The organism is Streptomyces sp. PU-14G (assembly GCF_041028275.1).
Classification (GTDB): Bacteria; Actinomycetota; Actinomycetes; order Streptomycetales; family Streptomycetaceae; genus Streptomyces.
Genome location: NZ_JASKYT010000085.1, coordinates 1 through 24,390, shown reverse-complemented (window position 1 = coordinate 24,390; position 24,390 = coordinate 1). Strand labels below are relative to the sequence as shown.

Annotated in this window: 21 protein-coding genes; 11 read left to right on the top strand and 10 right to left on the bottom strand. The window is 74.4% G+C overall.

Annotated features, from left to right (window positions below; translation table 11 throughout):
• The first annotated feature begins 72 nt into the window (after window positions 1–72).
• Entirely contained in the window at window positions 73–1,062 is a 990-nt protein-coding gene (locus tag AB8Z75_RS13170) for an adenosine deaminase (protein WP_369201670.1), read from the top strand.
• Here AB8Z75_RS13170 and AB8Z75_RS13165 read toward each other — a convergent pair.
• Complete coding sequence (locus AB8Z75_RS13165; protein ID WP_369201669.1) at window positions 1,029–2,006, bottom strand: alpha/beta fold hydrolase; 978 nt, start codon at window positions 2,004–2,006, stop codon at window positions 1,029–1,031. The two genes, AB8Z75_RS13170 and AB8Z75_RS13165, sit on opposite strands and share 34 nt — an antisense overlap.
• A 219-nt stretch (window positions 2,007–2,225) precedes the next feature.
• Between AB8Z75_RS13165 and AB8Z75_RS13160 the strand changes: the two genes are divergently transcribed.
• Window positions 2,226–4,256, top strand: a complete 2,031-nt coding sequence (locus AB8Z75_RS13160; protein ID WP_369201673.1) for a BTAD domain-containing putative transcriptional regulator — start codon at window positions 2,226–2,228, stop codon at window positions 4,254–4,256.
• A gap of 164 nt (window positions 4,257–4,420) precedes the next feature.
• Here AB8Z75_RS13160 and AB8Z75_RS13155 read toward each other — a convergent pair whose 3' ends face one another.
• Both AB8Z75_RS13155 and AB8Z75_RS13150 read right to left on the bottom strand, forming a co-directional pair.
• Window positions 4,421–5,371 carry a M56 family metallopeptidase gene (locus tag AB8Z75_RS13155; RefSeq protein WP_369201668.1) on the bottom strand — a complete coding sequence of 317 codons (951 nt, stop codon included), beginning with the start codon at window positions 5,369–5,371 and terminating at the stop codon, window positions 4,421–4,423.
• A gap of 3 nt (window positions 5,372–5,374) precedes the next feature.
• Entirely contained in the window at window positions 5,375–5,830 is a 456-nt protein-coding gene (locus AB8Z75_RS13150) for a BlaI/MecI/CopY family transcriptional regulator (protein ID WP_369201667.1), read from the bottom strand.
• Between the two features lie 173 nt (window positions 5,831–6,003).
• Here AB8Z75_RS13150 and AB8Z75_RS13145 point away from each other — a divergent pair, with 173 nt between their 5' ends.
• Complete coding sequence (locus AB8Z75_RS13145) at window positions 6,004–7,254, top strand: hypothetical protein (RefSeq protein ID WP_369201666.1); 1,251 nt, start codon at window positions 6,004–6,006, stop codon at window positions 7,252–7,254.
• Between the two features lie 99 nt (window positions 7,255–7,353).
• Here AB8Z75_RS13145 and AB8Z75_RS13140 read toward each other — a convergent pair whose 3' ends face one another.
• Window positions 7,354–7,620: a GlsB/YeaQ/YmgE family stress response membrane protein gene (locus AB8Z75_RS13140; RefSeq protein WP_369201665.1), complete on the bottom strand. Its 267-nt coding sequence runs from the start codon at window positions 7,618–7,620 to the stop codon at window positions 7,354–7,356.
• A 226-nt stretch (window positions 7,621–7,846) separates the two neighbouring features.
• Between AB8Z75_RS13140 and AB8Z75_RS13135 the strand changes: the two genes are divergently transcribed.
• The 3 genes from AB8Z75_RS13135 to tatA are packed head-to-tail and all read left to right on the top strand — an operon-like array spanning window position 7,847 to window position 11,249.
• The gene (locus tag AB8Z75_RS13135; protein ID WP_369201664.1) at window positions 7,847–8,206 is read left to right on the top strand and encodes an ArsR/SmtB family transcription factor; all 360 of its coding nucleotides are present in this window, start codon (window positions 7,847–7,849) and stop codon (window positions 8,204–8,206) included.
• Between the two features lie 55 nt (window positions 8,207–8,261).
• On the top strand, window positions 8,262–10,898 hold the full coding sequence (locus AB8Z75_RS13130; protein WP_369201672.1) for an HAD-IC family P-type ATPase: 2,637 nt from the start codon (window positions 8,262–8,264) through the stop codon (window positions 10,896–10,898).
• A gap of 60 nt (window positions 10,899–10,958) precedes the next feature.
• On the top strand, window positions 10,959–11,249 hold the full coding sequence (tatA, locus tag AB8Z75_RS13125) for a Sec-independent protein translocase subunit TatA (RefSeq protein ID WP_369201663.1): 291 nt from the start codon (window positions 10,959–10,961) through the stop codon (window positions 11,247–11,249).
• A gap of 67 nt (window positions 11,250–11,316) precedes the next feature.
• Here tatA and AB8Z75_RS13120 read toward each other — a convergent pair whose 3' ends face one another.
• Window positions 11,317–12,435 (bottom strand): LacI family DNA-binding transcriptional regulator, encoded by a 1,119-nt coding sequence (locus AB8Z75_RS13120; protein WP_369201662.1) that lies wholly within the window; start codon window positions 12,433–12,435, stop codon window positions 11,317–11,319.
• Between the two features lie 378 nt (window positions 12,436–12,813).
• Between AB8Z75_RS13120 and AB8Z75_RS13115 the strand changes: the two genes are divergently transcribed.
• The 3 genes from AB8Z75_RS13115 to AB8Z75_RS13105 are packed head-to-tail and all read left to right on the top strand — an operon-like array spanning window position 12,814 to window position 16,003.
• A complete protein-coding gene (locus tag AB8Z75_RS13115; protein WP_369201661.1) occupies window positions 12,814–13,965 on the top strand; it encodes a Gfo/Idh/MocA family protein in 1,152 nt (383 codons plus the stop codon).
• Complete coding sequence (locus tag AB8Z75_RS13110; protein WP_369201660.1) at window positions 13,962–15,161, top strand: dihydrodipicolinate synthase family protein; 1,200 nt, start codon at window positions 13,962–13,964, stop codon at window positions 15,159–15,161. Before AB8Z75_RS13115 ends, AB8Z75_RS13110 begins: the two co-directional genes overlap by 4 nt.
• Window positions 15,158–16,003, top strand: a complete 846-nt coding sequence (locus AB8Z75_RS13105; protein ID WP_369201659.1) for a sugar phosphate isomerase/epimerase family protein — start codon at window positions 15,158–15,160, stop codon at window positions 16,001–16,003. Before AB8Z75_RS13110 ends, AB8Z75_RS13105 begins: the two co-directional genes overlap by 4 nt.
• Before the next feature lie 35 nt (window positions 16,004–16,038).
• On the opposite strand, the gene AB8Z75_RS13100 is transcribed toward AB8Z75_RS13105, so the two are convergent.
• A complete protein-coding gene (locus AB8Z75_RS13100; RefSeq protein ID WP_369201658.1) occupies window positions 16,039–16,854 on the bottom strand; it encodes an SAM-dependent methyltransferase in 816 nt (271 codons plus the stop codon).
• Between the two features lie 422 nt (window positions 16,855–17,276).
• Between AB8Z75_RS13100 and AB8Z75_RS13095 the strand changes: the two genes are divergently transcribed.
• Both AB8Z75_RS13095 and AB8Z75_RS13090 read left to right on the top strand, forming a co-directional pair.
• Window positions 17,277–17,723: a nitroreductase family deazaflavin-dependent oxidoreductase gene (locus tag AB8Z75_RS13095; protein WP_369201657.1), complete on the top strand. Its 447-nt coding sequence runs from the start codon at window positions 17,277–17,279 to the stop codon at window positions 17,721–17,723.
• A gap of 131 nt (window positions 17,724–17,854) precedes the next feature.
• The gene (locus tag AB8Z75_RS13090) at window positions 17,855–18,511 is read left to right on the top strand and encodes an HD domain-containing protein (protein ID WP_369201656.1); all 657 of its coding nucleotides are present in this window, start codon (window positions 17,855–17,857) and stop codon (window positions 18,509–18,511) included.
• Between the two features lie 130 nt (window positions 18,512–18,641).
• On the opposite strand, the gene AB8Z75_RS13085 is transcribed toward AB8Z75_RS13090, so the two are convergent.
• The 4 genes from AB8Z75_RS13085 to AB8Z75_RS13070 all read right to left on the bottom strand — a co-directional run bounded on the left by AB8Z75_RS13085 (window position 18,642) and on the right by AB8Z75_RS13070 (window position 24,034).
• Window positions 18,642–19,778: an alanine--glyoxylate aminotransferase family protein gene (locus tag AB8Z75_RS13085; protein ID WP_369201655.1), complete on the bottom strand. Its 1,137-nt coding sequence runs from the start codon at window positions 19,776–19,778 to the stop codon at window positions 18,642–18,644.
• A gap of 130 nt (window positions 19,779–19,908) precedes the next feature.
• Window positions 19,909–21,945, bottom strand: coding sequence for a SpoIIE family protein phosphatase (locus tag AB8Z75_RS13080; RefSeq protein WP_369201671.1), 2,037 nt, complete (start codon window positions 21,943–21,945; stop codon window positions 19,909–19,911).
• A 222-nt stretch (window positions 21,946–22,167) separates the two neighbouring features.
• Window positions 22,168–22,839, bottom strand: coding sequence for a hypothetical protein (locus tag AB8Z75_RS13075; RefSeq protein WP_369201654.1), 672 nt, complete (start codon window positions 22,837–22,839; stop codon window positions 22,168–22,170).
• A 106-nt stretch (window positions 22,840–22,945) separates the two neighbouring features.
• Window positions 22,946–24,034 carry a LacI family DNA-binding transcriptional regulator gene (locus tag AB8Z75_RS13070; protein ID WP_369201653.1) on the bottom strand — a complete coding sequence of 363 codons (1,089 nt, stop codon included), beginning with the start codon at window positions 24,032–24,034 and terminating at the stop codon, window positions 22,946–22,948.
• Window positions 24,035–24,390 lie beyond the last annotated feature (356 nt).

The following is a 24,390-nucleotide window of genomic DNA, read 5'->3' as shown; positions in this document are numbered from 1 at the left end:
GTCCAGGTCATGCGCGGTTCCTCGGCCACCGCGCATGACCTGGACCGAGCCGAACCGATAGGCTGCCACGCCATGGCAGCACCGATTCCCAAAGCAGAACTGCACCTCCACATCGAGGGCACCCTCGAGCCCGAGCTCGCTTTCGCCCTCGCCGAGCGCAACGGGGTGGCCCTCCCCTTCGCCTCGCAGGACGAGCTGCGGGCCGCCTACTCCTTCCAGGACCTGCAGTCCTTCCTGGACCTCTACTACGCGCTGATGACGGTGCTGCGCACGGAGGACGACTTCGCCGACCTGGCCGACGCCTACCTCGCCCGCGCCCGCGAGCAGGGCGTACGCCATGCGGAGATCTTCTTCGACCCGCAGGCGCACACCGCGCGTGGCGTCCCGCTGGGCACCGTGGTCCGCGGGCTCGCGCGGGCACTGGACGCGGCGCCGGAGAAGCACGGCGTCACCACACGGCTGATCATGTGCTTCCTGCGGGACGAGAGCGCCGACTCCGCGCTGCGTACCTTCGAGGACGCCCGCCCGCACCTGGACCGCATCACCGCGGTCGGCCTGGACTCGGCGGAGGTCGGCAACCCGCCCGCGAAGTTCCGCGAGGTGTTCGAGCTGGCACGCGCGGCGGGTCTGAAGTGCGTGGCGCACGCCGGTGAGGAGGGCCCGCCCGCAGGCGTGTGGGAGGCCCTGGACGTACTCGGCGTGGACCGTGTTGACCACGGGGTGCGCAGCCTGGAGGACCCGGGGCTGGTGGCACGGCTGGCCGCGGACCAGGTACCGCTGACGGTGTGCCCCCTGTCGAACCTGCGGCTGCGCGTCGTCGACCGCCTCGCCGACCATCCGCTGCCGGCGATGCTGGAGGCGGGTCTGATGGTCACCGTCAACTCCGACGACCCCTCCTACTTCGGCGGCTACGCCGAGGACAACTTCACCGCCGTGCGCGAAGCGCTCGGGCTGGACGAGGAGACGCTGCGCACCCTGGCCCGCAACTCCTTCCGGGCCTCCTTCCTCGACGAGACGACGCGCGAGGCCTACCTGAAGGAAGTCGACGCCCACGTCTTCTGACGTGGCAGCGGACGGCCGTTCCGCGGCGGTTTGGCGTGCGCCTCACGGGACAGCAGCTCCCGCAGCGCCCTGCTGATGTCCTGTGGCGCTTCCTCGGCCATGAAGTGCCCGCAGGAGACGGTGGAGTGCCGCAGGTCGAGTGCCCAGGCCTGCCACAGGGCGGCGGCTTCGTACCCGAGTGCGGCCCCCCAGTCCTGCTGCAGCACGGTCACCGGCATGGTCAACCGCCGCCCCGCGGCGCGGTCGGCCCGGTCGTGCTCGACATCGATGCCCGCCGAGGCGCGGTAGTCCGCCACGATCGACGGCACCGCTCGCGCACACGCCGCCAGGTAGGCGGCGCGGACGTCGGCGGGTATGGCGCCGGGGTCGCGGGCCCAGATGTCGAGGAAGTGGGAGAAGAACGCGTCGGCGGCGGACTCGATCATCCGCTCGGGCAGGCCGGGGGGCTGGGCCATCAGGTAGAGGTGGAAGCCGACGGCGGCGGAGGTGCCGTGCAGCGCCTCCCACATGTCCAGGGTGGGCAGGACGTCGAGGCAGGCCAGGTGGGTGACGGCCGCCGGATGGTCGAGTCCCGCCCGGAAGGCCACGAGAGCTCCGCGGTCGTGGCCTGCCAGGGCGAAGCGGTCGTGGCCCAGGGCGCGCGCGAGTGCGACGACGTCCGCCGCCATGGTGCGCTTGGAGTAGGTCTCGGGGCCGGCCTCCGGCGGTTTGCCGCTGTCGCCGTAGCCGCGCAGGTCGGGGCAGATGACGGTGTGGTCGGCGGCCAGGTCCGCGGCGACGTGCCGCCACATCAGGTGGGTCTGCGGGAACCCGTGCAGGAGGACGACCGGCGAGCCGGACCCTCCGACCGCAGCCTGGAGTGTGACGCCGTCCGCTCCCTGGAGACGGTGGTACTCGAAGCCGGGGATCCGGGCGTCGGCCCCGGAAGGTGTGCGTGCTGTCATGACTGTCCTCGTCCCGGCCGTGCCGGCCGTCTCGGTGGTTGTCGCCGCTCAGCGGCGTCGCTCGTGGTCCTCGGTCCTCGCTGAGGGCGGGGCCGCCGGTCTCGGTGGCCCGCGCCCCGCGTCTCCACCCTGCGGGCCGTGGATGAGCAACCGATGAGCACGGGTGCGAGCACGTATACGTTGGGGTCAGCGAGCGGTACGGGAGAACGGGACACCGGAGTGCGGGTGCGATGCGGAGTTCTGGGCGCGGTCGCGGCCTGGAGCCCGGAAGGTGAGGCCCTTGCCCTCAAGGGGCCGCGGCACCGGGCTGTCCTGGCCCGCCTGATCGTCGCCCGCCGGCAGGTCGTGACGGTGGCGCGGCTGGTGGAAGACCTGTGGGACAGGCCGCCAGACGACGCCGTGGGCGCGGTGCGCACCTTCGTCTCCGCGCTGCGGCGGGCGCTGGAACCCGAACGGCCGCCCCGCAGCCCCTCCCGCCTCCTGGTCACGGAGGGCTCCGGCTACGCGCTGCGCGCCGCGACCGACGACGTCGACGCCTGGCGGTTCGAACAGACCGTGGCCTCCCTCACCGACGCGCAGCCCGCGCAGGTGGCGGCCCGCCTCACCGAAGCCCTCGGCTGGTGGCGGGGCCCCGCCTACGCCGGCTTCGGGGACGAACCGTGGGCCCGCGGCGAGCGGGCCCGGCTCACGGAGCTGCGCCTGCACGCCCTCGAACGCCGCGCCGAGGCCCGCATCGCCCTGGGGGAGGCCGCGCGGGCCGTGCCGGACCTGGATGCCCACGTGGCGGAGCACCCGTGGCGCGAGGACGCCTGGCAGCTGCTCGCGCGGGCCCTGTACCGCACCGGCAGGCAGGCCGACGCGCTGTCCGTCCTGCGAAGGGCCCGCGGCACGCTCACCGAGCAGCTCGGGGTGGACCCCGGCCCCCGGCTGCGCCGCCTGGAGGAGGACATCCTGCGCCACGCGGAGCACCTGGACCAGAGCGCGGCGGGCACGGCGGCGCAGGTGTGGGCGCAGGCCACCACCGCCTACGAGAGCAACGTGTCAGCCCGCTCCCGGGTCCATCTGGAGTCCACCGCCGGCCTCATGCGGGACCTGGCCGTCACCGGGGGCGGCGGCCTGGAGTCCGCCCGGCACCACCGTGTCGCCGCGGTGGCCGCCGCCGAAGAGATGGGCGACCCCGAACTGACGGCACGCGTCATCGGCGTCTTCGACGTGCCCGCGATCTGGACCCGCGCGGACGACCCAGAACAGTCGCGGTGGCTGGTGGGCGCGGCGGAGCGAACCCTGCGGCTGCTCCCGCCCCCGCCCGCTGCCCCGGCCTCCTCGGGGCTCTCGCTCTCCGCGTCCGACGCGCACGCCGCCGCGCGCTGCCGGCTGCTGGCCACCATCGCGGTGGAGTCGCGGGGAGCACTGCCCGCCGGGGAAGCCACCCGGGGCACGACGGCGCGCCCGCTCCAGGCGGCCCGGCAGGCCGAGGAGATCGCCCGGGGACTCGACGACGCCGCGCTGCTCGCCTTCGCCCTCAACGGCACCTTCATGCAGACGTTCCACCGTGCCGGACTGGCGGCACAGCGGGACGCGATCGGCGCCGAGGTGGTGGACCTCGCCGCGCGGCACGGGCTGGCGCGGTACGAGGTGCTCGGCCACCTCATCCGCCTCCAGTCCCGGTGCGCCCTGTGCGACCTGGCGGGAGCCGACCGGCACGCCGCCGCGGCCGACGCACTGGCCCATCGGCACGAACTCCCGCTCGTCGCCGTCCTCACCACCTGGTACCGGGCGCTGCGAACGGCCATGACCGGTCCGCCCGAGCCCGCCCGGCACGCCTACGAGCAGGCCGCCGCGTGTCTCGACGGCGCGGGCATGCCGGGGCTGCGGAACGGTCTGCCGCCCCTCGCCCTGCTGAGCGTGCAGATCGCGCACGGCGAGCCGCTCACCGTCGACGAGGCGGCCGACTGGGGCCCGTACGAGCCCTGGGTGCGCCCCGCGCTGCTCGTCGCGCAGGGACGCCAGGAGGAGGCCCGTGCGGCGCTGCGCGCGATGCCCCCACCGCCGCGTGACCTCCTGTTCGAGGCGATGTGGTGTCTCGTCGGCCGGGCCGCCGCCGCGGTCGGCCAGAGCGCCGTCACGCGGCGGGCCCTGGCCCACCTGGCGCCGGCCGCCGGAGAACAGGCCGGCGCGGGCAGCGGCCTGCTCACGTTCGGGCCCGTCGCGGACCACCTGCGCGCCATGGACTCGGCGCTGGAGAGCTGACCGCCCTCGCCCGCCCGGAGTTCGGACTGGCTGTGCGCGCGACCCGGCCGGGTGTGTCAGCTGCTCCCACGCGTCACCCCTCGCTTCCCCCTGCGCCGTACGGTCGTACCGGCCCGGCGGATCACCCTGGTCACGGGCGCTCTTGTGCACGTGTCCGGGCGGGTTCACAGCGGGGTGGCCGCGTGCAGGATCACGACCAGGGCCACGGCCGCGTTCGCTGAGGAGAGGGCGGAGACGGCGGCTCCGACGGCCGCGAGCCACGCGGCGAGACCGGCGACGAGCCCGGGGGCGGTGGTCTGCGGGAGCCAGAGCCGCGCGGTCGGCGCCGGGGCGAGCAGTGCTTGCACGCGCCGGGGGATCTGGCCGGTGCCCGCGAGCGCGGGAAGGGCCCGCGGCGGACCGTCTCGCGCGAGGAGAGCGGCCTTGCCGACCGCGCGGGCGGTCAGTCGCCGGTTCCCGACGATCCTGGCGGCCTCTTCGTCGGCCCACCGCTCCACTCCGAAGGCGACGGCCGTGCACAGGGGCCTCAGGAAGGGGTTGGCCACGGCGGCGAGTTCGGCGAGGAGCAGCAGCAGGGGGTGGCGGGCTGCCAGGTGCGCGCGCTCGTGGGCGAAGAGCGCGCGCCGTTCAGCCGGTTCGAGCGCGTCGAGGAGGGACCTGGTGACCACGACCCGCGCGCGCGTCCGCCGGTTCCCCGGCAGGGCGAAGGCGTACGGGACGCTGTCGGGAAGCACCGCGACGGGGGAGGGCGGCAAGCCGTCGAGCGCGCGCCGGACGCGCCGCCGGACGCGGAGGTGACGTGCCACGGTGGCCCCGCCCGCGGTGAGGAGAGCCAGGAGCGCCGGGATGGCGGCTTTCCCGAGGATCTCGTCGTAGGGGACGGCCGCGCGTACTTCCGGATGGGACCACGCGTCGGGCAGCGGGTTGCCCGGCAACTGGGCGGTGCCGACGACGACCAGCAGCCCCAGGCACAGGGTGCTGCACGCTGCCAGGACGGCACCGGCCGCGACCAGCAGGCGCGTCGTCGCCCGGGGATGCAGGCGCCGTTCGGCGAGCCGGGCCACCGGCCAGGACGTCAGAGGCAGGACGAGAGGGAGGAGGACGAAGAAGCCCACGGCTCAGTCGCTCTTCCCCTCCGCGTCGTTGTCCGGCGCGTCGGTGTCGAGGGCCGGGTTCGCGGCGCCGTCGCGCCCGCCGCCGTCGGTCTGCGTCAGCAGCGAGCGCAGCAGTTGTTCGTCGTCGTCGGTCAGCCCTGTGACGAAACGGGTCAGTACGGTGCCGCGGTCGCTCTCGTTGTCGAGGACCTGCCGCATCCGGTGAGCGGCCAGCCCCGCCGCGTCCGCCGCGGGCGTCCACACGAAGGAACGGCCGGCCTTCTCGCGGGTGACCGCCCGTTTGGCGAGCAGGCGCGTGAGGATGGTGACGACGGTGGTGTAGGCGAGGCCGCCGCCGAGCTGTTCCCGCACCCAGGCTGCGGTGACGGGTCCCGGAGCGGCGTGCAGGGCGGTCAGCACCGTGGCTTCCAACTCGCCCTGTCCGCGCCGGTGTCCCCGCTCGCGCGCTGTCTCGCCCACAACTCCTCCCTCCGCCGGCCGGCGCCGCGCGTCGACCGGCCGCCGTACGACCGGCCCCGGCTCTCGGGGCGTGTGGTCGGCACGCCGCTCGTTCAGTATCTTCTACAGTCTTGTAGATTTTCGCCTTCCCGGCGGGCCGTCGGCAGCCCGCCGGATGTCTGGAAGGAAGAGTAATGGGAGCTTCGCCGCCGGGGAGTGGGGCCGTCCCCCGCTGCCAGACGGAAACCGGCAGGGAGTTCGCGCGGGTGGTGGACGAGGCCCTGCGCTCGGAGACCTTCCGGCGAGAGCTGCGGGGAGCGCCCGCAGGCACCGCGGAGCGCCTCAGGAGTTGGGCGCACGAGTCCGCGGAGGAACTGGCGGGCGCCGCGGCGGCGGAGTACCGCGCACTGTGCCGGATACGTGAAGGAAGCACTTCCCGGGGCCGGACGGCCGCCTCCGCGAGGAGGGTGCACCGGGTCAACGGAGGAGGGCTGTTCGCGGCGCTCGCCGTGCTGGTGCCGCTGGTCGCGGCTGCGGCAGCCGTGATCTTCCTGGTGCTCGGTTACGTGCTGATGCTGGTACAGGCCCAGCGGGACGTCGGTGCGTCGCTCGTGGTGACGGGGTGGTCGGGGGCCGGGGTCGCCGCTGTGGCGGGTGCCCTGGGGCTGGGCAAGCTCGTCGTCACAGCGCGCCGCCACTCCAGATCCGGCCCCGCCTCGGGGCCCGGGGACACGCCCGTCCTCGCGGAGGAACGGCGGGCGGAGGAGAGGGCCCGAAGGGCCTGGCGCGCGGCACTGCTGGAACGCGCGGTGCTGCCGTATCTGCGCGACCGGTTGCCCGACGCGGGACGGGAGGTGTCCGCGGAGGGGGAGGCGTCTGTGCCCCGGGAGGCGTCCGCGAGGCCGCCCGCACTCCGGGCGGCCGACGGCTCGCCTCGCGGTCCCGCCGGGCCAGGTCACCGAGGCGGCAACGCCGGTCGGGGTGGCCGCGGTCACCGGAGTGGCCACGGCGATCGGAGCGGGCCGGGTGGCCGCGAGCGGCCCAGCCACCACAGCCCCGGCCACGGAAGTCCCGATTTCGCCAGCCCCGATTTCGCCAGTCCCGACTACGCGGGCCCGGACTTCGGCAGCCCCGCAAGCGGTGGTTCCGCAAGCGGTGGTTCCGGGGCCGGTAGCCCTGACTCCGACGGCTCCGACTCGGGCGGTCCTGGGTCACGCGGTCCCGGGTCACGCGGTTCCGGGTCCGCCGGTTCCGACTCCGGCGGTTCCTCGACCGGAGACCCGACCGGAGACCCGTACGGAAGCCCGAACGGAAGCCCGCGCGGAGGCTCGTACGGAAGCCCGACCGGAGACCCGTACGGAGGCTCGTACGGAAGCCCGACCGGAGACCCGTACGGAAGCGTGAACGGAAGCCCGCGCGGAGGAACGGCCCCGCGCGGCGCGTGAGGAGGGGGGCCGGGGGCAGCGCCCGCGCCCCCGTGGCCGTCGCGTCGGCCGGCAGGGCGCGCCGGCCGGGCGGCCCGGTCGGCCCGCCCGCTCGGCCGCTCAGTTCCGTGAGTTGCCCAGCAGGAGGCGGTAGAGGACGAGCAGGACCAGCGAGCCGCCGATGGCGGCTCCCCAGGTGGGCAGGTCGAAGAACTCCTGCCGGATGGGGCGGTCCAGGAAAGTGGCCGAGATCCAGCCGCCGACGAACGCGCCCGCGATCCCGATGAGCACGGTGCCGATCAGGCCGCCCGGATCACGGCCCGGCAGCAGCACCTTGGCTATGGCCCCCGCCAGCAGGCCGAGAATGATCCAACTGATGATGCCCATCACATACCTCTCCAGTTCACCGGCAACGGACGTACCGGCGCACGGGAAGACGCCCGGGAGCCGACAACAGTTCCATGATTGCGCAACTGACAGGGTGCGGTGGGGGAAGGCGTCCGGACTGGCCGGGGCCTGGCGCACCTAGACTGAGGCCCGTCGCGGGCGCGGAGCCGGTGACGGGGGCGGCCACGGACCGGTCGCCGGAAGACGCGCGGACGGGAGTGCAGCGGTGGCATCGCAGGCAGGCGGTCACACGGACCCGTCCCCTCAGGTGCTGGCGGAGGCCGCCGCGGCCTTCGGCCTGCTCGCCTCGCCCTCGCGGGTGCACCTCGTGTGGGCGCTCTCCCAGGGGGAGTGCGACGTCACTCACCTCGCCGAGCGGGTGGGGGGCACGCTGCCGGCGGTGAGCCAGCATCTGGCCAAGCTGAAGCTGGCCGGGCTGGTGCGCTCCCGGCGTGAGGGGCGGCGGCAGGTGTACCTGGTCGACGATCCGGTCGTGGTCGCCGTGGTGCACGAGATGGTGCGCCGACTGGAGGTGGAGTCCGCCCGGCAGCGGCGGGCTCCGCGGCTGAGCGAGTTCGGTGCCTGAGACGGCAGGCCTCTCCCGGCACCGGGAGGGGCAGGCGCGCGTCCGGACCGGGGCGGTGCTCCAGGAGCACGCCGCGGGGCTGGCGGCCCACGCCCCGCTCACGGCGCTGCGGCGGCTGGAGGCCGGCCCGCGGGGGCTCACCGAGGCCGAGGCGGCGGAACGGCTGGCGCGGTACGGCGAGAACGCCCCGCCTTCGTGGCGTACCCCGTCGCTGTGGGGGCGCCTTGTCCGCGGTGTCCGTGACCCGTTTACCGCCGTCCTGCTGTGTCTGGCAGCCGTCTCCACCGCCGTGGGATCGCTGGGTGCCGCGGGGGTGATCGCGGCGCTGGTCACCGTCAGCTGTGTGCTGCGTGCCTGCGGCGAGCTGCGGGCCGACCGGTCGGTCGCGGGTCTGCGGGCCCTGCTCGCCGGCACCGTCACCGTTGTGCGACGCCCGGACGCGGACGCGGTGCCACCACTGTCTCCCCTGCCTCGGGAACTTCCGGTCGGTGAGCTCGTTCCGGGGGACGTGATCAGGCTCGGCCCCGGCGATCTCGTTCCAGCCGACGTGCTGTTGCTGCGCTCCACGGGTCTGGTCGTACACCAGGCGCCGCTGACCGGTGAGTCGGGTCCGCTGCCCAAGCACCGCGCCGACGCCGCGGCCGTCCCGCCCGCGGGGGACACCGAACTCTTCGAACAGCCCCATCTGTGCTTCCAGGGCAGCAGCGTGGTCGCCGGCGGCGGTACCGCTGTCGTGATCGCCACGGGTGCGGCCACCAGGCTGGCGGCCGGGCACCGGCACGCCCGCCCCGCGCACGGCGCCTTCGACCGTTCGGTGCGCGGCATCGCCTGGACCCTCGTCCGCTTCATGCTGCTCACGCCGCCGCTCGCCCTCGCGGCCGACGCGGCCGTCAGCGGGCACGGGGTGCAGATCCTGCCCTTCGCCGTGGCGGTCGCGGTCAGTCTGACCCCGGAGATGCTGCCCGTCGTCATGACCGCTGTCCTCGCGCGCGGCGCCGTCGCTCTCGCGCGGGAACACCGGGTGATCGTGCGGCGGTTGTCGGCGCTGCCGGACCTCGGCGCCATGGACGTCCTGTGCTTCGACAAAACGGGCACTCTCACCCAGGACCGTCCGGTCGTCGACCAGGCGCTGGACGCGGAGTGCGCCCCGGACCCCGCGGTGCTGCGGTGGGCGGCGCTCAACGCGCTGTGGACGGTGCGGCTGGCCGAGAATCCGGTGCCCGACGCGCTGGACGAGGCGGTGCTCCATGCCGCGGCGAAAGGGGTGAGGGCCGGGGACGGGAGTGACCCGGAGCCCGGTGCCGAGGCGTGGGAGGGCGTGGCCGCGGTCCCCTTCGATCCGGTCAGGCGGCTGTCCATGGCCGTCGTCCGGGAGCCGGGGCGTCCGGGCGTGCACACGCTCGTCGTCAAGGGTGCGGTCGAGACCGTGCTGGAGCGGTGCGCACTGCCGGAAGCCGACCGCGAGGCACTGTGCGCGGCGGCGGCACGGTACGCCTCCGACGGCCTGCGGCTGCTCGCGGTGGCCACCGCCGAACGCCGCTCCCGGGCCGACGGGCGCCCCTACGGCGTGGCGGACGAGCGCGGCCTGACCTTCGTCGGGCTGGTCACGCTGCGGGACTCCCTCACCGAGGACGCGCCCGAGGTGCTGCGCGCGCTGAGCGGGCGCGGCGTGGACGTCAAGATCCTCACCGGTGACGATCCGGGCACCGCCGTCCGCACCTGCCGCGAGCTGGGTCTCGACCCCGGCGGCGACGTGCTGACCGCCCGCCGCATCGACGCGCTCAGCGACAGCGAACTGGCTCGCGCGGCCGGGCCCACCCGCCTCTTCGCCCGGTGCACCCCACGCCACAAGGCGCGCGTCGTCGCCGCTCTACAGGCCGACGGGCGCACCACCGGCTTCCTGGGCGACGGAGTCAACGACCTGGCGGCACTCCGCGCCGCCGATGTGGCACTGTGCCCGCGCGGCGCGGTCGCTCCCGTGCGCGAGAGCGCCGACGTGGTGCTCGGCGAGCGGCCGTTCGCCGGCTTGGGCCACGCGCTGGACTCCGGCCGCCGCGCGGGTGTCTCGCTGACCTCCTATCTGCGCGTGACCCTCTCCTCCCAGCTCGGCAACGCCCTGGCGATGCTCGCCGCCGCGCTGCTGTTCCCGTTCGTGCCGATGCTGCCGGCGCAGGTCCTGGTGCAGAACCTGTTCTTCGACGCCGCGCAACTCGCCTTCGCCTTCGACCGGTGCGGCCCCGCCTCGCCCTCAGGGCCCGCCGTGCTGCGGCCCGGACGAATCCTGCGGTTCATCACCGCCTTCGGCCTGCTGAACGCCGCCGCCGACCTGGCCACTTTCGCGGTGCTCGCGCTCACCGTGGACGGCGCGGCCGACGAGACCGGACAGGCCCTCTTTCACGCGGGCTGGTTCACGGAGAACCTGCTCACCCAGGCGATGGTGATGGTGCTGCTGCGCGCCGTGCCCCGCTTTCGTCGTCCTGCCAGGCCCGGTCCTGTCGCGCTCGCCGCCCTGCTGCTGGCGGCGACCGGCGTCCTGCTGCCCCTCACCGCCCTCGGTCCGGCCCTGGGCATGGTCACCGCGCTGACGCCGCTGTCCTACGCGCTGCTCGCGCTGGTGCTGCTGCTCTACGGTGCCGCGCTCGTGGCCGCCATGAGGCGGTACGTGCGCGAGGGGCCCGCCGACGACCGGTGAAAGGAGCACCGATTGTATGGTTGCGCAATACCGCAACTGTCGAGGAAGGGAGAGGCGACAGTGTTCCTGCGCAACGGTCTGGAGCCCTGGCACCTGCTGGTGGTGGCGCTGGTGACGCTCCTCGTCTTCGGCTCCAAAAGGCTCCCGGACACCGCCCGCTCAGTGGGCAAGTCCCTGCGGATCCTCAGGAGTGAGACGCGGGCGCTGAGGCAGGAGGACATCGGGCGTCCGACACCTGCCCACTCGTCGGCGGGCGATGCGCCGTCCGCGGACGGGGCTCCCTCCGCGCAGGAGGCTCCCTCCGAGGGCGCGCCCCCGGACGCGGAGAAGCCCCTGGCCGCCCGGGGATAGGCTCCGGACGGAGCCTCTGAACGGACTCCGTCCGGGGTGCGGGCGGTGGCGGTGGCGGCCCGGAGCGTCAACGCGGGGCGCCCTGCGTCCTCCCGGAGGCGGGCGGCGCCGTCGAGGCGCGCACCATCAAGTCGGCGCGGACCGTGGCGACGCCGCCGGGTGGCGGGGCCTCCAGGCCCAGGGCGAGACGCCCGGCCCGGGCGCCGGCCTCGTGCAGCGGGAGGCGCACGGTCGTCAGCGCGGGGGAGGCGTCCGCGGCGAAGGGAAGGTCGTCGAAGCCGCCCACGGAGACGTCCTCGGGGATGCGCAGCCCCTGGTCGCGCAGAGCGGCGCAGACGCCGAGGGCGACGGTGTCGTTGGCGGCCAGTACCGCCGTCAGACCGGGGGCGCGACGCAGCAGTTCGAGCGCGCCGTCGTAGCCGGCCGAACGGTCGTAGGCGCCGCCGTGGACGGTGAGGCGCTCCGCTTCGGCGAGCGCCTCGGGCGCCTGTTCGCCCACGGCCCTCCTGTGACCCTCCAGCCGGTGCCGGGTGGTGGAGCGGTCGGCGGGGCCCGTCACGTAGCCGATGTGGCGGTGTCCGAGGGTGAGGAGGTGCGCGGTGAGGCGGTGACTGCCGCCCAGGTTGTCGAAAGTGAGCGTGACGATGCCGTCCTCGGCGAGGGGCGGCTCCTGAGTGGTGGCGCCGCCGGGCGCGAGCGGGGGCCTGCCGCACAGGACGATCCGCGTGCCACCGGCGGCGAGGTGGCGCAGCCGGTCGGCGAGCGCGGTGCTGTGCGCGGTCTCCTCCACGGAGCTTCCGGTCAGCACGACGGCGGCGGCCCGCTGGCGGCGCAGCAGTGTCAGGTAGGTCAGTTCGCGCTCGGGGGAGCCGCCGGTGTTGCAGACGACGGCGAGCTTCTGGCCCGCGCCCGTGGCCGCTTCGCCGCCCATCTCGCTCTGTACGGCGCTCGCGACGATGCCGAAGAAGGGGTCCGCGATGTCGTTGACCAGGATGCCGACCAGGTCGGACGTGGCAGCGGCCAGTGCGCTCGCGGGCCCGTTGACGACGTACTGCAGTTCGTCGACGGCGCGTAGCACGCGGGTGCGGGTTCCGTCGGCCACCGGGTAGTTGCCGTTCAGTACGCGGGAGACCGTGGCCGAGGAGACCCCGGCCCGAGCGGCCACGTCGGCCAGGGTCACTGCCATGTCTTCCTCCGTCTGCCTGCTCTTGCGCGCTCCCCGGCTTCCGCGTGCGCGTGGGCATGGTCCGCGTGCGCGTGTGCCCCGCGCCGGGGGCGAGCGCCATGTTCTCACCTTCGGGAGTGCCCTGAAGTCGCCACCAGCGCGCAAGCGCTTTCCCTCGAACAGTCCTTCCCCCTTCGCTCACTCTCCCCCGAACGGCCACGGGCGCCTCACCGCACTGTACGCGGCCCTCTTGTGGGCTCCTTCGTGGAGAGCTAGCGTGCCGACCAGAAAGCGCTTACCGGGCGCCTCCGACCGCGCGGCCCCGCACGGGAGTGCCGACGCGAGCGATCGAGCCGGTGCGCGAGCGGATCGAGAGGCAGTCGAGAGGAAGACGCACACGTGACAGTGAGGACCGTACGGATCGCCATGAACGGCGTGACCGGACGCATGGGACACCGCCAGCACCTCGTGCGCTCGCTCCTCGCCCTGCGCGAGCAGGGCGGCCTCGACCTCGGCGACGGAACCGTACTGATGCCGGAGCCGGTACTGGTGGGCCGGCGCGCGCACGCGCTGGAAGCCCTCGCCGCCCGCTACGGGCTGACCGAGTGGAGCACCGACCTGGACGCCGTCCTGGCCGACCCGACCATCGAGATCTACTTCGACGCGCAGGTGACCTCCGCACGCGAGGCCGCGCTGAAGAAGGCCATCACTGCGGGCAAACACCTCTACACCGAGAAGCCGACCGCCACCGGGCTCGACGGCGCACTCGAACTGGCGCGGCTCGCCACGCGTGCGGGGATCAAACACGGCGTCGTGCAGGACAAGCTTTTCCTGCCGGGCCTGCTGAAGCTCAAGCGGCTCGTCGACGGCGGCTTCTTCGGCCGGATCCTCTCGGTGCGCGGTGAGTTCGGCTACTGGGTGTTCGAGGGAGACTGGCAGGAGGCGCAGCGGCCTTCCTGGAACTACCGTGCCGAGGACGGCGGCGGCATCGTCGTCGACATGTTCCCGCACTGGGAGTACGTGCTGCACAACCTCTTCGGCCGCGTGACCTCCGTGCAGGCCCACGCCACCACCCACATCCCGCGCCGCCGGGACGAGCGCGGCGAGCCCTACGAAGCCACCGCCGACGACGCCGCCTACGGCATCTTCGAGCTGGAGGGCGGCGCGCTGGCGCAGATCAACTCCTCCTGGGCGGTGCGGGTCCACCGCGACGAACTGGTCGAGTTCCAGGTCGACGGCACCGAGGGGTCGGCCGTCGCCGGGCTGCGCCGCTGCCGCGCCCAGCACAGGTCCGCCACCCCCAAGCCGGTGTGGAACCCGGACCTGCCCGCGACCGAGAGGTTCCGCGAGCAGTGGCAGGAGGTGCCGGACAACGGCGACTTCGACAACGGCTTCAAGGCCCAGTGGGAGCTCTTCCTCCGCCATGTGGCGCTCGGCACCCCGTACGAGTGGGACCTGCTGGCCGGTGCGCGCGGCGTCCAGCTCGCCCGACTCGGCCTGCGGTCGTCGGCCGAGGGCCGCCGCCTGGCCGTCCCGGAGCTGTCGCTGTGAGCCCCGCACCGCGCCCGGCCGCGGCCCACGGGATCCGGCTGCCCGATGCCGCCGGGGCCCTGCGCACGTACGTCCCACGGGCCGAGCCGGCCCCGGCCGTCAGCGCCGGGCCCGGGGCCGCGCCGCTCACCTCCCGCACGGTCTTCGCCGCCGCGCACGTCGTCGCCGACCCGTTCGCCGACCACCGTCCCGGCGCCCCCGCCGCCGTCGACTGGGACGCCACCCTGGCCTTCCGCCGCCACCTGTGGGCGCACGGTCTCGGCGTGGCCGAGGCCATGGACACCGCGCAGCGCGGCATGGGGCTCGACTGGTCGTGCGCCGCCGAGCTGATCGGCCGCTCGGCCGCCGAGGCACGCGCGGTGGGCGGCCGTATCGCCTGCGGGGTGGGCACCGACCAGCTGAGCGGGACCGTCGCCGGGGTCGAGCGGGTGCGGGCGGCGTACGAGGAGCAGTTGGGCGCCGTGGAGGAAGCGGGCGCGCAGGCCATCGTCATGGCCTCCCGCGCGCTGGCCGCCACGGCCCGTGGCCCCGAGGACTACCTGGCCCTCTACGGCGACCTGCTGCGCCAGGCCGCCGAGCCCGTCATCCTGCACTGGCTCGGCCCCATGTTCGATCCCGCGCTGGAGGGCTACTGGGGCAGCCAGGACCTGGACGCCGCCACCGAGACGTTCCTGACGATCATCGCAGAACACCCCGGCAAGGTGGACGGCGTGAAGGTCTCCCTGCTGGACGCCGACCGCGAGAGCGAGCTGCGCCGCCGCCTTCCCGGCACGGTGCGCTGCTACACCGGCGACGACTTCCACTACCCCCAGCTGATCGCGGGCGACGGGCGCGGCTTCAGCCACGCGCTGCTCGGCGTCTTCGACCCTCTCGCCCCGCTGGCCGCCGACGCCGTCCGCACCCTCGACACCGGGGACACGGCTGGTTTCCGCGCGGCACTCGACCCCACCGTCCCCCTCTCCCGGCACCTGTTCCAGGAGCCCACCCGCTTCTACAAGACCGGCGTCGTCCTCCTCGCCTGGCTCGCGGGGCACCAGGACCACTTCACCATGGTCGGCGGCCTCCAGACGGCACGCTCGCTGCCCCACCTGGCGCGCGCCTACGAGCTCGCCGACGGGCTCGGCCTCTTCCCCGACCCCGACCTGGCCCGCAGCCGCATGCGACAACTCCTCGCCGTCCACGGAGTGCACCAGTGACAGCAACCCCGCCCGACCTCGCCCGCTTCTCCATCAACCAGGAGACCGTCAAACAACTCTCCCTGCCCGCCCTCGCCGAGGCCTGCGGCGAGCTGGGCGTCACCCAGGCCGGACTGTGGCGCGAGCCCGTGCGGCGGTACGGCGTCGAGGCGGCGGCCCGGCTGATGAGGGACGCGGGGCTCACCGTCACCTCACTGTGCCGTGGCGGTTTCCTGACGGCCACCGAACCGGACGAGCGGCGCCGCGCCCTGGACGACAATCGCGCGGCGCTGGAGGAGGCCGCCGCGCTCGGCACCGGCACCCTCGTGCTCGTCTCGGGCGGGCTGCCGGAGGGCAGCCGCGACCTGCGCGGGGCACGCGAGCGGGTCGCCGACGCGCTCGCCGAACTCGGCGACCACGCGGCGGCCCTGGGCGTGCGCATGGCGCTCGAACCCCTGCATCCGATGTTCGCCTCCGATCGGTGCGTCGTCTCCACCCTCGGCCAGGCCCTCGACCTGGCCGAACGCTTCCCGCCCGACCAGGTGGGCGTCGTCGTGGACACCTACCACCTGTGGTGGGACGACCAGGCGCCCGGACAGATCGCCCGCGCGGGCAGCGCAGGACGCATCGCCGCCTTCCAACTCGCCGACTGGGTCACCCCGCTGCCCGAGGGAGCGCTGTTGGGGCGGGGCCAGCTCGGTGACGGCTGCGTGGATCTGCGCCACTTCCGCACGCTGGTCGACGCGGCCGGATACCGGGGCCCCGTCGAGGTCGAGATCTTCAACCCCGGCCTGTGGGCTCGCGACGGCACCGACGTGCTGGCCGAGACCGCCCGGCGGTACGTGCGCCACGCGCTCGGCTGAACCGTCCGGCGCCCGCGGCCCCGGCCGGCCGGGTCTCAGGAGGGCTTGCGGGCCAGGGCGCCGTACATCGCGATGTCCTCGTCGCGGACCTGCTCGTCGTCCGGCTCCGGGCGCCACTTGTGGACCTGCACAAGGCCGGGCTCGATCAGCTCCAGCCCGTCGAAGAACGCGGCGGCCTCGGCGCGGGTGCGCAGCGCCATCGGCATGCCCTCCGCCGCGTACCGCTCGGCGACCCGCCCCACCTCCTGCGGGGCGAAGTCGGCGGTTCCGATGGTCGCCGCGAGGTAGCTGCCCGCGGGCAGCGGGTCCAGCAGGCGGCGGAGCAGACCGTGGTCGTCGTCGCCGGGGTGGATGAAGTGCAGCATGCCGACGACCAGCAGTGCCACCGGCTCGTCCAGGGCCAGGGTGTCCCGGAACTCGGCGGAGCCGAGGATGGCGTCCGGGTCCCGCATGTCCGCCTCGATGTAGGTGGTACGGCCCTCGGGCGTGCTGTTGAGCAGCGCCTGCGCGTAGTTCAGCACGATCGGGTCGTTGTCGACGTAGACGACCTTGGACTCGGGCGCCGTACCCTGGACGACCTCGTGCAGGTTGGGGGAGGTCGGCAGCCCCGTGCCGATGTCCAGGAACTGGCGTACGCCCCGCTCCCGCGCCAGGTAGCGGCTCGCGCGCAGCATGAACGCGCGGTTGGCCCGCATGTGCACAGGCAGCGCGGGCCACACCTCCACCATGGCGTCCCCGGCCACCGTGTCGGCCTCGTAGTGGTTCTTGCCGCCCAGGATGTAGTCGTAGACCCGGGCCGAATGGGCCGTCCCCGTGTTCAGCCGCTCCTGACCGCCGTCCCCGATATGCATGCGCCGCTCCACAACTGAGCCCCGGTGGTCCGCCGGAGCGTCGAACTCGTTGCCGACACCCTACGGGGGGACGGCCGTTGACGCGGAACCGCACCGCGCCAGGCAGTGCCACACCTCCTTCACCGCCTGCGGAACGCGGCGGCCCGTGCGCGCGGCCTCTCTCAGGGCGCGCGTCCTCTCCCCGGGCGCGCGGGTCGAGCCGGCCACTGCCGCCGCCGTCCCGCGCGATGCGTACGCCGAGGTCCGCGCCGCCACCGGTGTGGCGGTGTCCCCCTCGAAGGCGCGGGCGAGTGCGGCGCCCCTCGGCCGCTTGCTGCCACGTGTACGGCCCCGCCACCGGTGGTAAGCCGGGGAGTGCCAGGCAAGATGATCCGACGGCCGCGAGCGGGCCGGCCGCGAACCGACGAGGGGACGAGAGCAGCATGCCGATCCAGGGTGAGTACGTGCCGAGCCCGGAGCAATGGGTGCGCGACCAGGTCGATCTGTACGAGAGCTCCGGCGGCACGGAGGGCACCACCATGCGGGGGATGCCCGTCATCGTCCTCACCACGCGGGGTGCCAGGAGCGGCAAGGTGCGCAAGACGCCGCTGATGCGGGTGGAGCACGAGGGGAAGTACGCTGTGGTCGCCTCGAAGGGCGGGGCGCCGGAGCACCCCGTCTGGTATCACAACCTCGTCGCCGACCCCCGTGTCGAACTCCAGGACGGGCCCAAGCGGCAGGACATGACGGCCCGCCAGGTCACGGGCGAGGAGAAGGCGCGGTGGTGGGAGCGTGCCGTCGAGGCGTTTCCCGACTACGCCGAGTACCAGCGCAAGACCGGCCGGGAGATCCCCGTCTTCGTCCTGGAACCCACCCCTGGTGGACACTGAGCGGCAGGCCGACGGGCCGCGGGGCGGCAGGCCGACGGCCCCGCGGACCAGGACGGCGCCGGGCGGCGGCCGAAGCGGCGCGTGGGCGAGGGCGAGGGTGAGAGCCATGAGGCAGGAGCGGAGGAGACCGGATGGGTGAGCGGACGGACGAACACGGTGGCCCGGCCGGAGTACGGGTCCCGGACTCCCGGCTGGTGGCGGAGGCCACGGAGCTCGTCAGGGACACGACCAGCGACCTGGTCTACGACCACTCGCGCCGTGTCTTCTTCTTCGGCAGCCTCCTGGGCCGTGCCCGCGGCATCAGCCACGACCCGGAACTGCTCTACGTCGCGGCCCTCTTCCACGACGTGGGGCTGGGCGAGCCGTTCCACGACAGCGGGCGCCGCTTCGAGGTCGACAGCGCGAACGAGGCCCGCCGCTTCCTCGCGGCCCGCTCCGTGCCCGAGGACAGCATCCGGCGGGTGTGGACGGCGATCGCCCTGCACACCACGCCGGGCATCCCGGAGTTCATGGAGCCCGAGGTGGCGCTCGTGACGGCGGGCGTGGAGTACGACGTGCTGGGCTTCGGTTTCGACGAACTGGCGGCGGACGACCGTGCGGCCGTCGTCGCGCTGCATCCGCGTCCCGCGTTCAAACAGAGCATTCTGCGGGCGTTCGCGGACGGCGTGGGGCCGAAGCCGGAAACGACGTTCGGCAATGTGAAGGCCGACGTCCTGGCGCACTACGACCCGCACTTCGAGCGCGGCGACTTCGTCCGCACCATCCTGGAGTCGCCCTGGCCGGAGTGAACCGCCGCACGCGTGACCGGCGGAGGCGCCCCGAAGCCCTGCCTCCGCCGCCCGGCGAAGGGGCGGGCCACCGCCGTCGCCTCCGGCCTCCGGACGGGCACTCAGCGCCCTCGCCTCCGCGCCCCGGCCGTCATGCCGAGGCCATGCCGTCCCAGGCGGCTTCGGCGCTGCGGACGGCTCCCGCCCCCGCGGATTCCGCACCCGCGACGCCCAGCGTCCGCAGCCCCGCCGCGAGGGCCCGAACCGTGTCGACGACCACCGTGCGGTCGGCGGCCCGCCCGTAGTGGTTCACCCGGAACATCTCCTCGGCGAGCGCGCCCGCCGCCGCCTGGAGCGGCACCCGCGGGCCGGCCTCCAGCGCGGCGGCCACCACCTCGCGCGCGTCCACGCCCTCGGGCGCGCGCAGCGTCGTGGCGGCGGGCGCCGCGTCCTGGTCGCGCACCACGTACGGGGCGAGTCCCGGCAGCTCGTGCGCGGCGGCGCGCGTCGCGGCGGAGGCCGCGCGGTGCCGGGCGATCGAGTTCTCGAGGCCCTCGGCGGCCACCCGGTCGACGGCCTGCTCCAGCGCCAGCATCTCCAACTGGGCGGGGGCGTGGGGCAGCGTGGTACGGCCGCCGTCGAGCCACCGCTGCTTCCAGTCGAGCAGTGAGAGGTATGAGCGGCGCGGCGCCTGCGCGTTCGCGGCGATCCGCTCCCACGCCCTGGCACTGACCGAGACGGCGGAGACCCCGGCCGGGCCGGCCAGCGCCTTCTGTCCGCCGACGACGCACAGGTCCACCCCCCACGCGTCCGTCAGCAGCGGCTCGGCACCCACCGAGGCGACCGCGTCGAGCATCAGCAGCGCGCCGCTCTCCCGCACCGCTTCGCCGATCTCGGCGACGGGGTTGGTGTTGCCGGTCGCCGCTTCCGCGTGGACGAGGCTGACCAGACCGATGCGCGGGTGCTGCCGCAGGGCCTCGGCCACCTGCGCGGCCTCGACAGCCCCGGTGAACGGCGCGTCGAGGGTGACCACCTCGGCCCCGCAGGCACGCAGCCAGCCACCGAACGTCTCCCCGTACGGGCCGCTGACCACGTTCAGCGCCGTGCTGCCGGGTGCCGCCGCCGCACGGATGCACGCCTCCAGCGGAAGCAGCGCCTCGCCTTGCATCGCCACCACGTCGGACCCGGTCCGCAGCAGTGCGGCGACCTTGTCCTCGACGGCGGCGAAGTGCTCCGCGGTCAGCGGCGGCAGATCCAGCAGGGAGGGGTGCTCGGTGTGCGCAGTCACGGTCGCCTTCCAACCACGAGGGCCGCATCCTGCCACGGCCGCGTTACCGCACGACCCTACGTCCGCGACCGGCGCGCCTCACCTCCGGTACCCCGCTTCCGCCGCCGCAGGCCGGCCGGCACCCGACGGGTCAGGGGCGGGGGCTCGTCACCAGGAGGGCCACGTCGTCGTGGTTGTCGGGGTGACGCAGCGTCTTCAGCAGCCGGTCGCAGCTCTCCTCCAGCGACTCCGCCGCACCCGTGCCGCCCGGGCGCAGCAGATCCAGCAGCGCGCCCAGCCGGTCGTCGATGTCGTCCCGCCGCGTCTCGACCAGGCCGTCGGTGTACAGCACGAGCCGGTCGCCGGCCTCCAGGCCGATCTCGGTGGTGCCGTACTCGCCCAGCCCGGTGCCCAGCGGGGCGCCCTCGGGCGGTTCGACCAGGCGGGGCTCGCCCCGCGCCGGGACGAGGACGGGGGGCAGGTGGCCGGCCGAGGCGATCCGGCACCGGCGGTCCGCCGGGTCGTAGACGGCGTACACACAGGTGGCGATGTACGGGTCGAGGCCCATGGTGATCCGGTCGAGGTGGCGCAGCACGTCGTGCGGGGGCAGCGACAGCCGGGCGAGGGTCTGGGTGGCGGTGCGCAGCCGTCCCATGGTGGCGGCGGCGGTGATGCCGCTGCCCATCACGTCGCCGACGACCAGGGCCGTGCGGTCCTGTTCGAGCTCCAGCACGTCGAACCAGTCGCCGCCGACCTCGCTGTGGGCGCCGGCCGGCTGGTAGCGGGAGGCCACCCGCAGCCGGGTCGCGGTGGCGGCCGGTGTGGGCAGCATGCTGCGCTGCAGGGTGAGAGCGATGTTGCGCTGCTGCCGGTAGAGGCGGGCGTTGTCGATACAGACGGCGGCGCGGCCGGCCAGCTCGCAGGCGAGGAGGGTGTCGTCGCGGTCGAAGGGCTTGGGGTTGCGGGTGCGCTTGAGGTCGAGCGCGCCCAGGACCTCGCCGCGCGCGATGAGGGGGACGGCCAGGTAGGAGTGGACACCGGCGCGCGCCAGCAGGGCGGCGGCCTCCTCGTCCTTGGCGATGCGCAGCAGGTCCTCGGGGCCTACCGCCGGCACGGCGACGGGCTCCGCCGTGGCGACACAGCGGGTGACCAGCCGGTCGGCTCCGTAGCGCGCCGCGTGTCCGGGCAGGTCGGCCGCGTCCGCGGCGACGGTGGGGTAGGCGAGGGCGAGCGCCAGCGCCCGGAAGGTGGCGGTCTCCTTCTCGGGGATGCGCACGGGCTGGTCGCTGACGGCGGCGTCCAGCACGTCCACGGCGGCGATGTCCGCCAGCTCGGGCACGGTGACCTCGGCCAGTTCCCTGGCGGTCTGTTCGAGGTCGAGCGTGGTGCCGATGCGGACGGAGGCCTCGGCCAGGCGGGAGAGGCGCTGCCGGGCCGCTTCGGCCTGGAGCGCGGCCCGGTGGCGCTCGGTGATGTCGGTGACCGAGACGGACAGCCCCAGCGGGCGCCCGCCCGCGTCGTCGAGCCGGAAGACGGACACGGACCAGGCCCGCCCCTCGCCCCGCGAGGTCTCACCGCCGAGGACCTCGTGGTCGATGACGGGTTCGCCGGTCTCCAGGACCCGCCGCATCATCCGCTCGGCCTTGCCCGCGTGGCCGTGGGGGAGGACGTCGTGGACGGAGCGGCCCAGGTGCCCCTCGACGCCGACGCCGTCCAACTGCGTGAGGGTGGGGTTGACGGACACGTAGCGCAGCGCGGTGTCCATGACCGCGATTCCCATCGGCGACTGCTGCACCAGCCGGGCGGAGAAGGCCAGGTCGCGTTCGACCTCCCGCAGCGCGGCCTGGTCGGTGACCAGGCCCAGCGCGAAGACCGCGCCCTGGTCGTCGTTCAGGCGCATGTTGCGGAACTCCAGGGGTTTGACCTGGCCGTTCCGCAGCTTCACGGGGAAGGAGCCCGCCCAGCTCGTGCCGTCCCGCAGCACCTCGTCGAAGAGCCGGAACACCAGGTCCCGTTGTGCGTCGGGGACCAGCAGCGGCGCCGCGTAGCTGCCCAGCGCCTCCTCGGCCGAGTAGCCGAACAGCTCCTCGGCCTGCGGGCTCCACAGCACGATGCGTCCCCGTGCGTCCAGCACCACGGCCCCCACGCCGAGCACGTCCAGGAGGCCGCCGGGCGGGGACAGGGCCACGCCGGACGGGCCGTCGCCCGCCGGCGGCGCGCCGTCGGCGTCGCCTGCTGGCGGCTCCTCGCGGTTCCTCACGACGGCGGCTACCTTCCTGCCCTGGGCGTACCCCTCCATCCTCCCTCGCGGTCCGGTGGAGTGCCCCTCCAGCGCGCGAGGGGACATCCGATGCGCCCGTTCGGGTGACCGGCCCCGGGGCGGCGGCGCGACCGGCGCCGGCTGCCCGGCTCACCTGGTGCGGGCGCTCTCCACCACGTCCTCGACGTCGTGGACGCCCGCGGGGGAGCCGCCCGTGGCGATGCCGAGGACGAACGAGGTGTGGTCGCCGTCCACCGTGACGACGGTCATCAGCAGGTGGGCTCCGGACTTCTCGCCGCGGGCCGGCACCCGCAGCGCCACCGTGTGCGCCGGGTGCCCGCTGACCTTCGTGACCTGGGACCTGGCGAGCTCAACCGGCTGGTCGGGGAAGAAGAACTCCGCGTTCGACCTGGCCGCTGCCTCGGTGTACGTCCCGAGATCGGCGTCCGGCACCACCTGCCCGGACCGGCCGGCGAGCACGGTGCCGCCGCTCGCGCCGCCCGCCGTGGTGCGGGTGATCCGCGAGGAGAAGGCGTCCGTCAGGTCCGCGTCCCCGCGGCGGTCGTGCACCCAGCCCGGAGGGAGCGCGTAGGTGACTCCGGCCCTGGCGTCGCTCACCCGGGGCCTGTCGGCCAGCGGCGCCTCGGCACGGCCGCGCAGCAGCCACCAGACGGTGGCGCCGCCGCACGCCAGCGCGAGCACCACCGCGACCGCGAGCGCCGCCCGCAGCCCGCGCCGCACCTGCGAGGGCGCCGGCGGAGGGGGGACCATGCCCGGACGGTGCGGCTGGTACGGCTGCCCGGACAGCGGCGGTGTCGTCATGCGCTCAGCTTGCCCGCCTGCCCCCGGCCCTGCCTGAGCGCGGGTACTCAGAGGGTTACTCAGCCACGGCGGGGGGTAGCACTTCGGGCTGGTGCGGCCGGCCCCTTCAGCTCGCGCGGGGGGCCGCCGTCGACCCGCGGGCCTGGATCTCGGCGTCGATGACGACGGTCCCGGCCGGCGCCTCAGGATCGTCGATGCGGGTCAGCAGCCGGTCGAGGGCGGCCTCTCCCAGAGCGACGGCGTCCTGGGCGACGGCGGTAACCCCCGGATCGACCATGCTCATCCAGGGCGCGTCGTCGAACGAGACGAGGGAGAGATCCGCCGGCACCCGCAGCCCCAGGTCGTGGGCCGCCCGCCACAGCCCCTCCGCCAGGACGTTGTTCGCGGCGAACACGGCGGTGGGGCGGTCGCGCCGGGCCAGCAGGTCGACGGCGGCCTTCCGCGCGGCGTCCACGTCGGAGCCGGCCGACACCAGCAGCGTCGGGTCAGCCGGGATGCCCGAGGCGAGCAGCGACTCGCGGTAGCCGCGGAACCGTTCGCGACCGGTCGTCCAGTCGGTCTCGTCGATGAGCAGGGCGATCCGGTGGTGGCCCAGGGAGATGAGGTGTTCGCTGAGCCGTTGCGAGGCGGCCATGTTGTCCACGATCACCGCTTCGCAGCGGCCGGTGGCGAACTGGCGGTCGGCCTCCACCACGGGGACGCGCTGGCGCAGCAGGAAGGCGGAGACCTCCTCCGAGACGGGTGTGACGATCACTCCCGCGACCCGCATGGCCACGAACGCGCGGGCCGCCTCCCGCTCGACGTCCGCACGGCCGCTGTCGTCGCTGAGCACCATCGTGTAGCCGCGGGAGCGGGCGTGCCGGGAGATGCCGGCGGCCAGGTCGGCGTAGAAGGGGTTGCGCAGGTCGGAGACGAGGACGCCGACCGAACGGGACACCTGCTGGCGCAGCGACCTGGCCAAACCGTGGGGCACGTAGCCCAGTTCCTCGGCGGCGGCCTGGACGCGCGCGTTCGCCGCGGCGCCGACGTAGCCCTGTTTGCTCAGCGCCCTGGCCGCCGTGGAGCGGGAGACGCCCGCCGCCTGGGCGATGTCCTTGAGCGTCGGGCGCCGGGACGCCGACCGCTCGTCTGCCCGTGCGTCCACCGGCTCGTCCCCCTGCGCGCCCACCGGCCGCCCCTCCCTGCCGTCGCCCATGACCTCCGCCTGTCACCTCACCGCTCAGCGCCCCCGTCATCCTAGGGCCCCCCGTCTGGATCTGGCTGGGCTCGCGGGCCCCGGCACGCACTCTCGCGGCTGGGGGCACCCCCGGCCGGAGGCTGGGGGAGTCAGTCGCCGCTTCCCCCAGGGCTCGGCTTCGCTCGCCCCGGGAGGTGCCCCCACGCAGGGACTCTCCCCCAGCCTTCGGCCGGGGGGACCCCCATCCTCCGCCTTGCGAGAGCACGCACCGGAACCCGCTCCCTGATCCAGCCAGATCCAAACGAAAGACCCTAATGCGCCGGGTCTTGACCCGGCGCATTAGGGTCTTTCGTTTGGATCTGGCTGGATCAGGG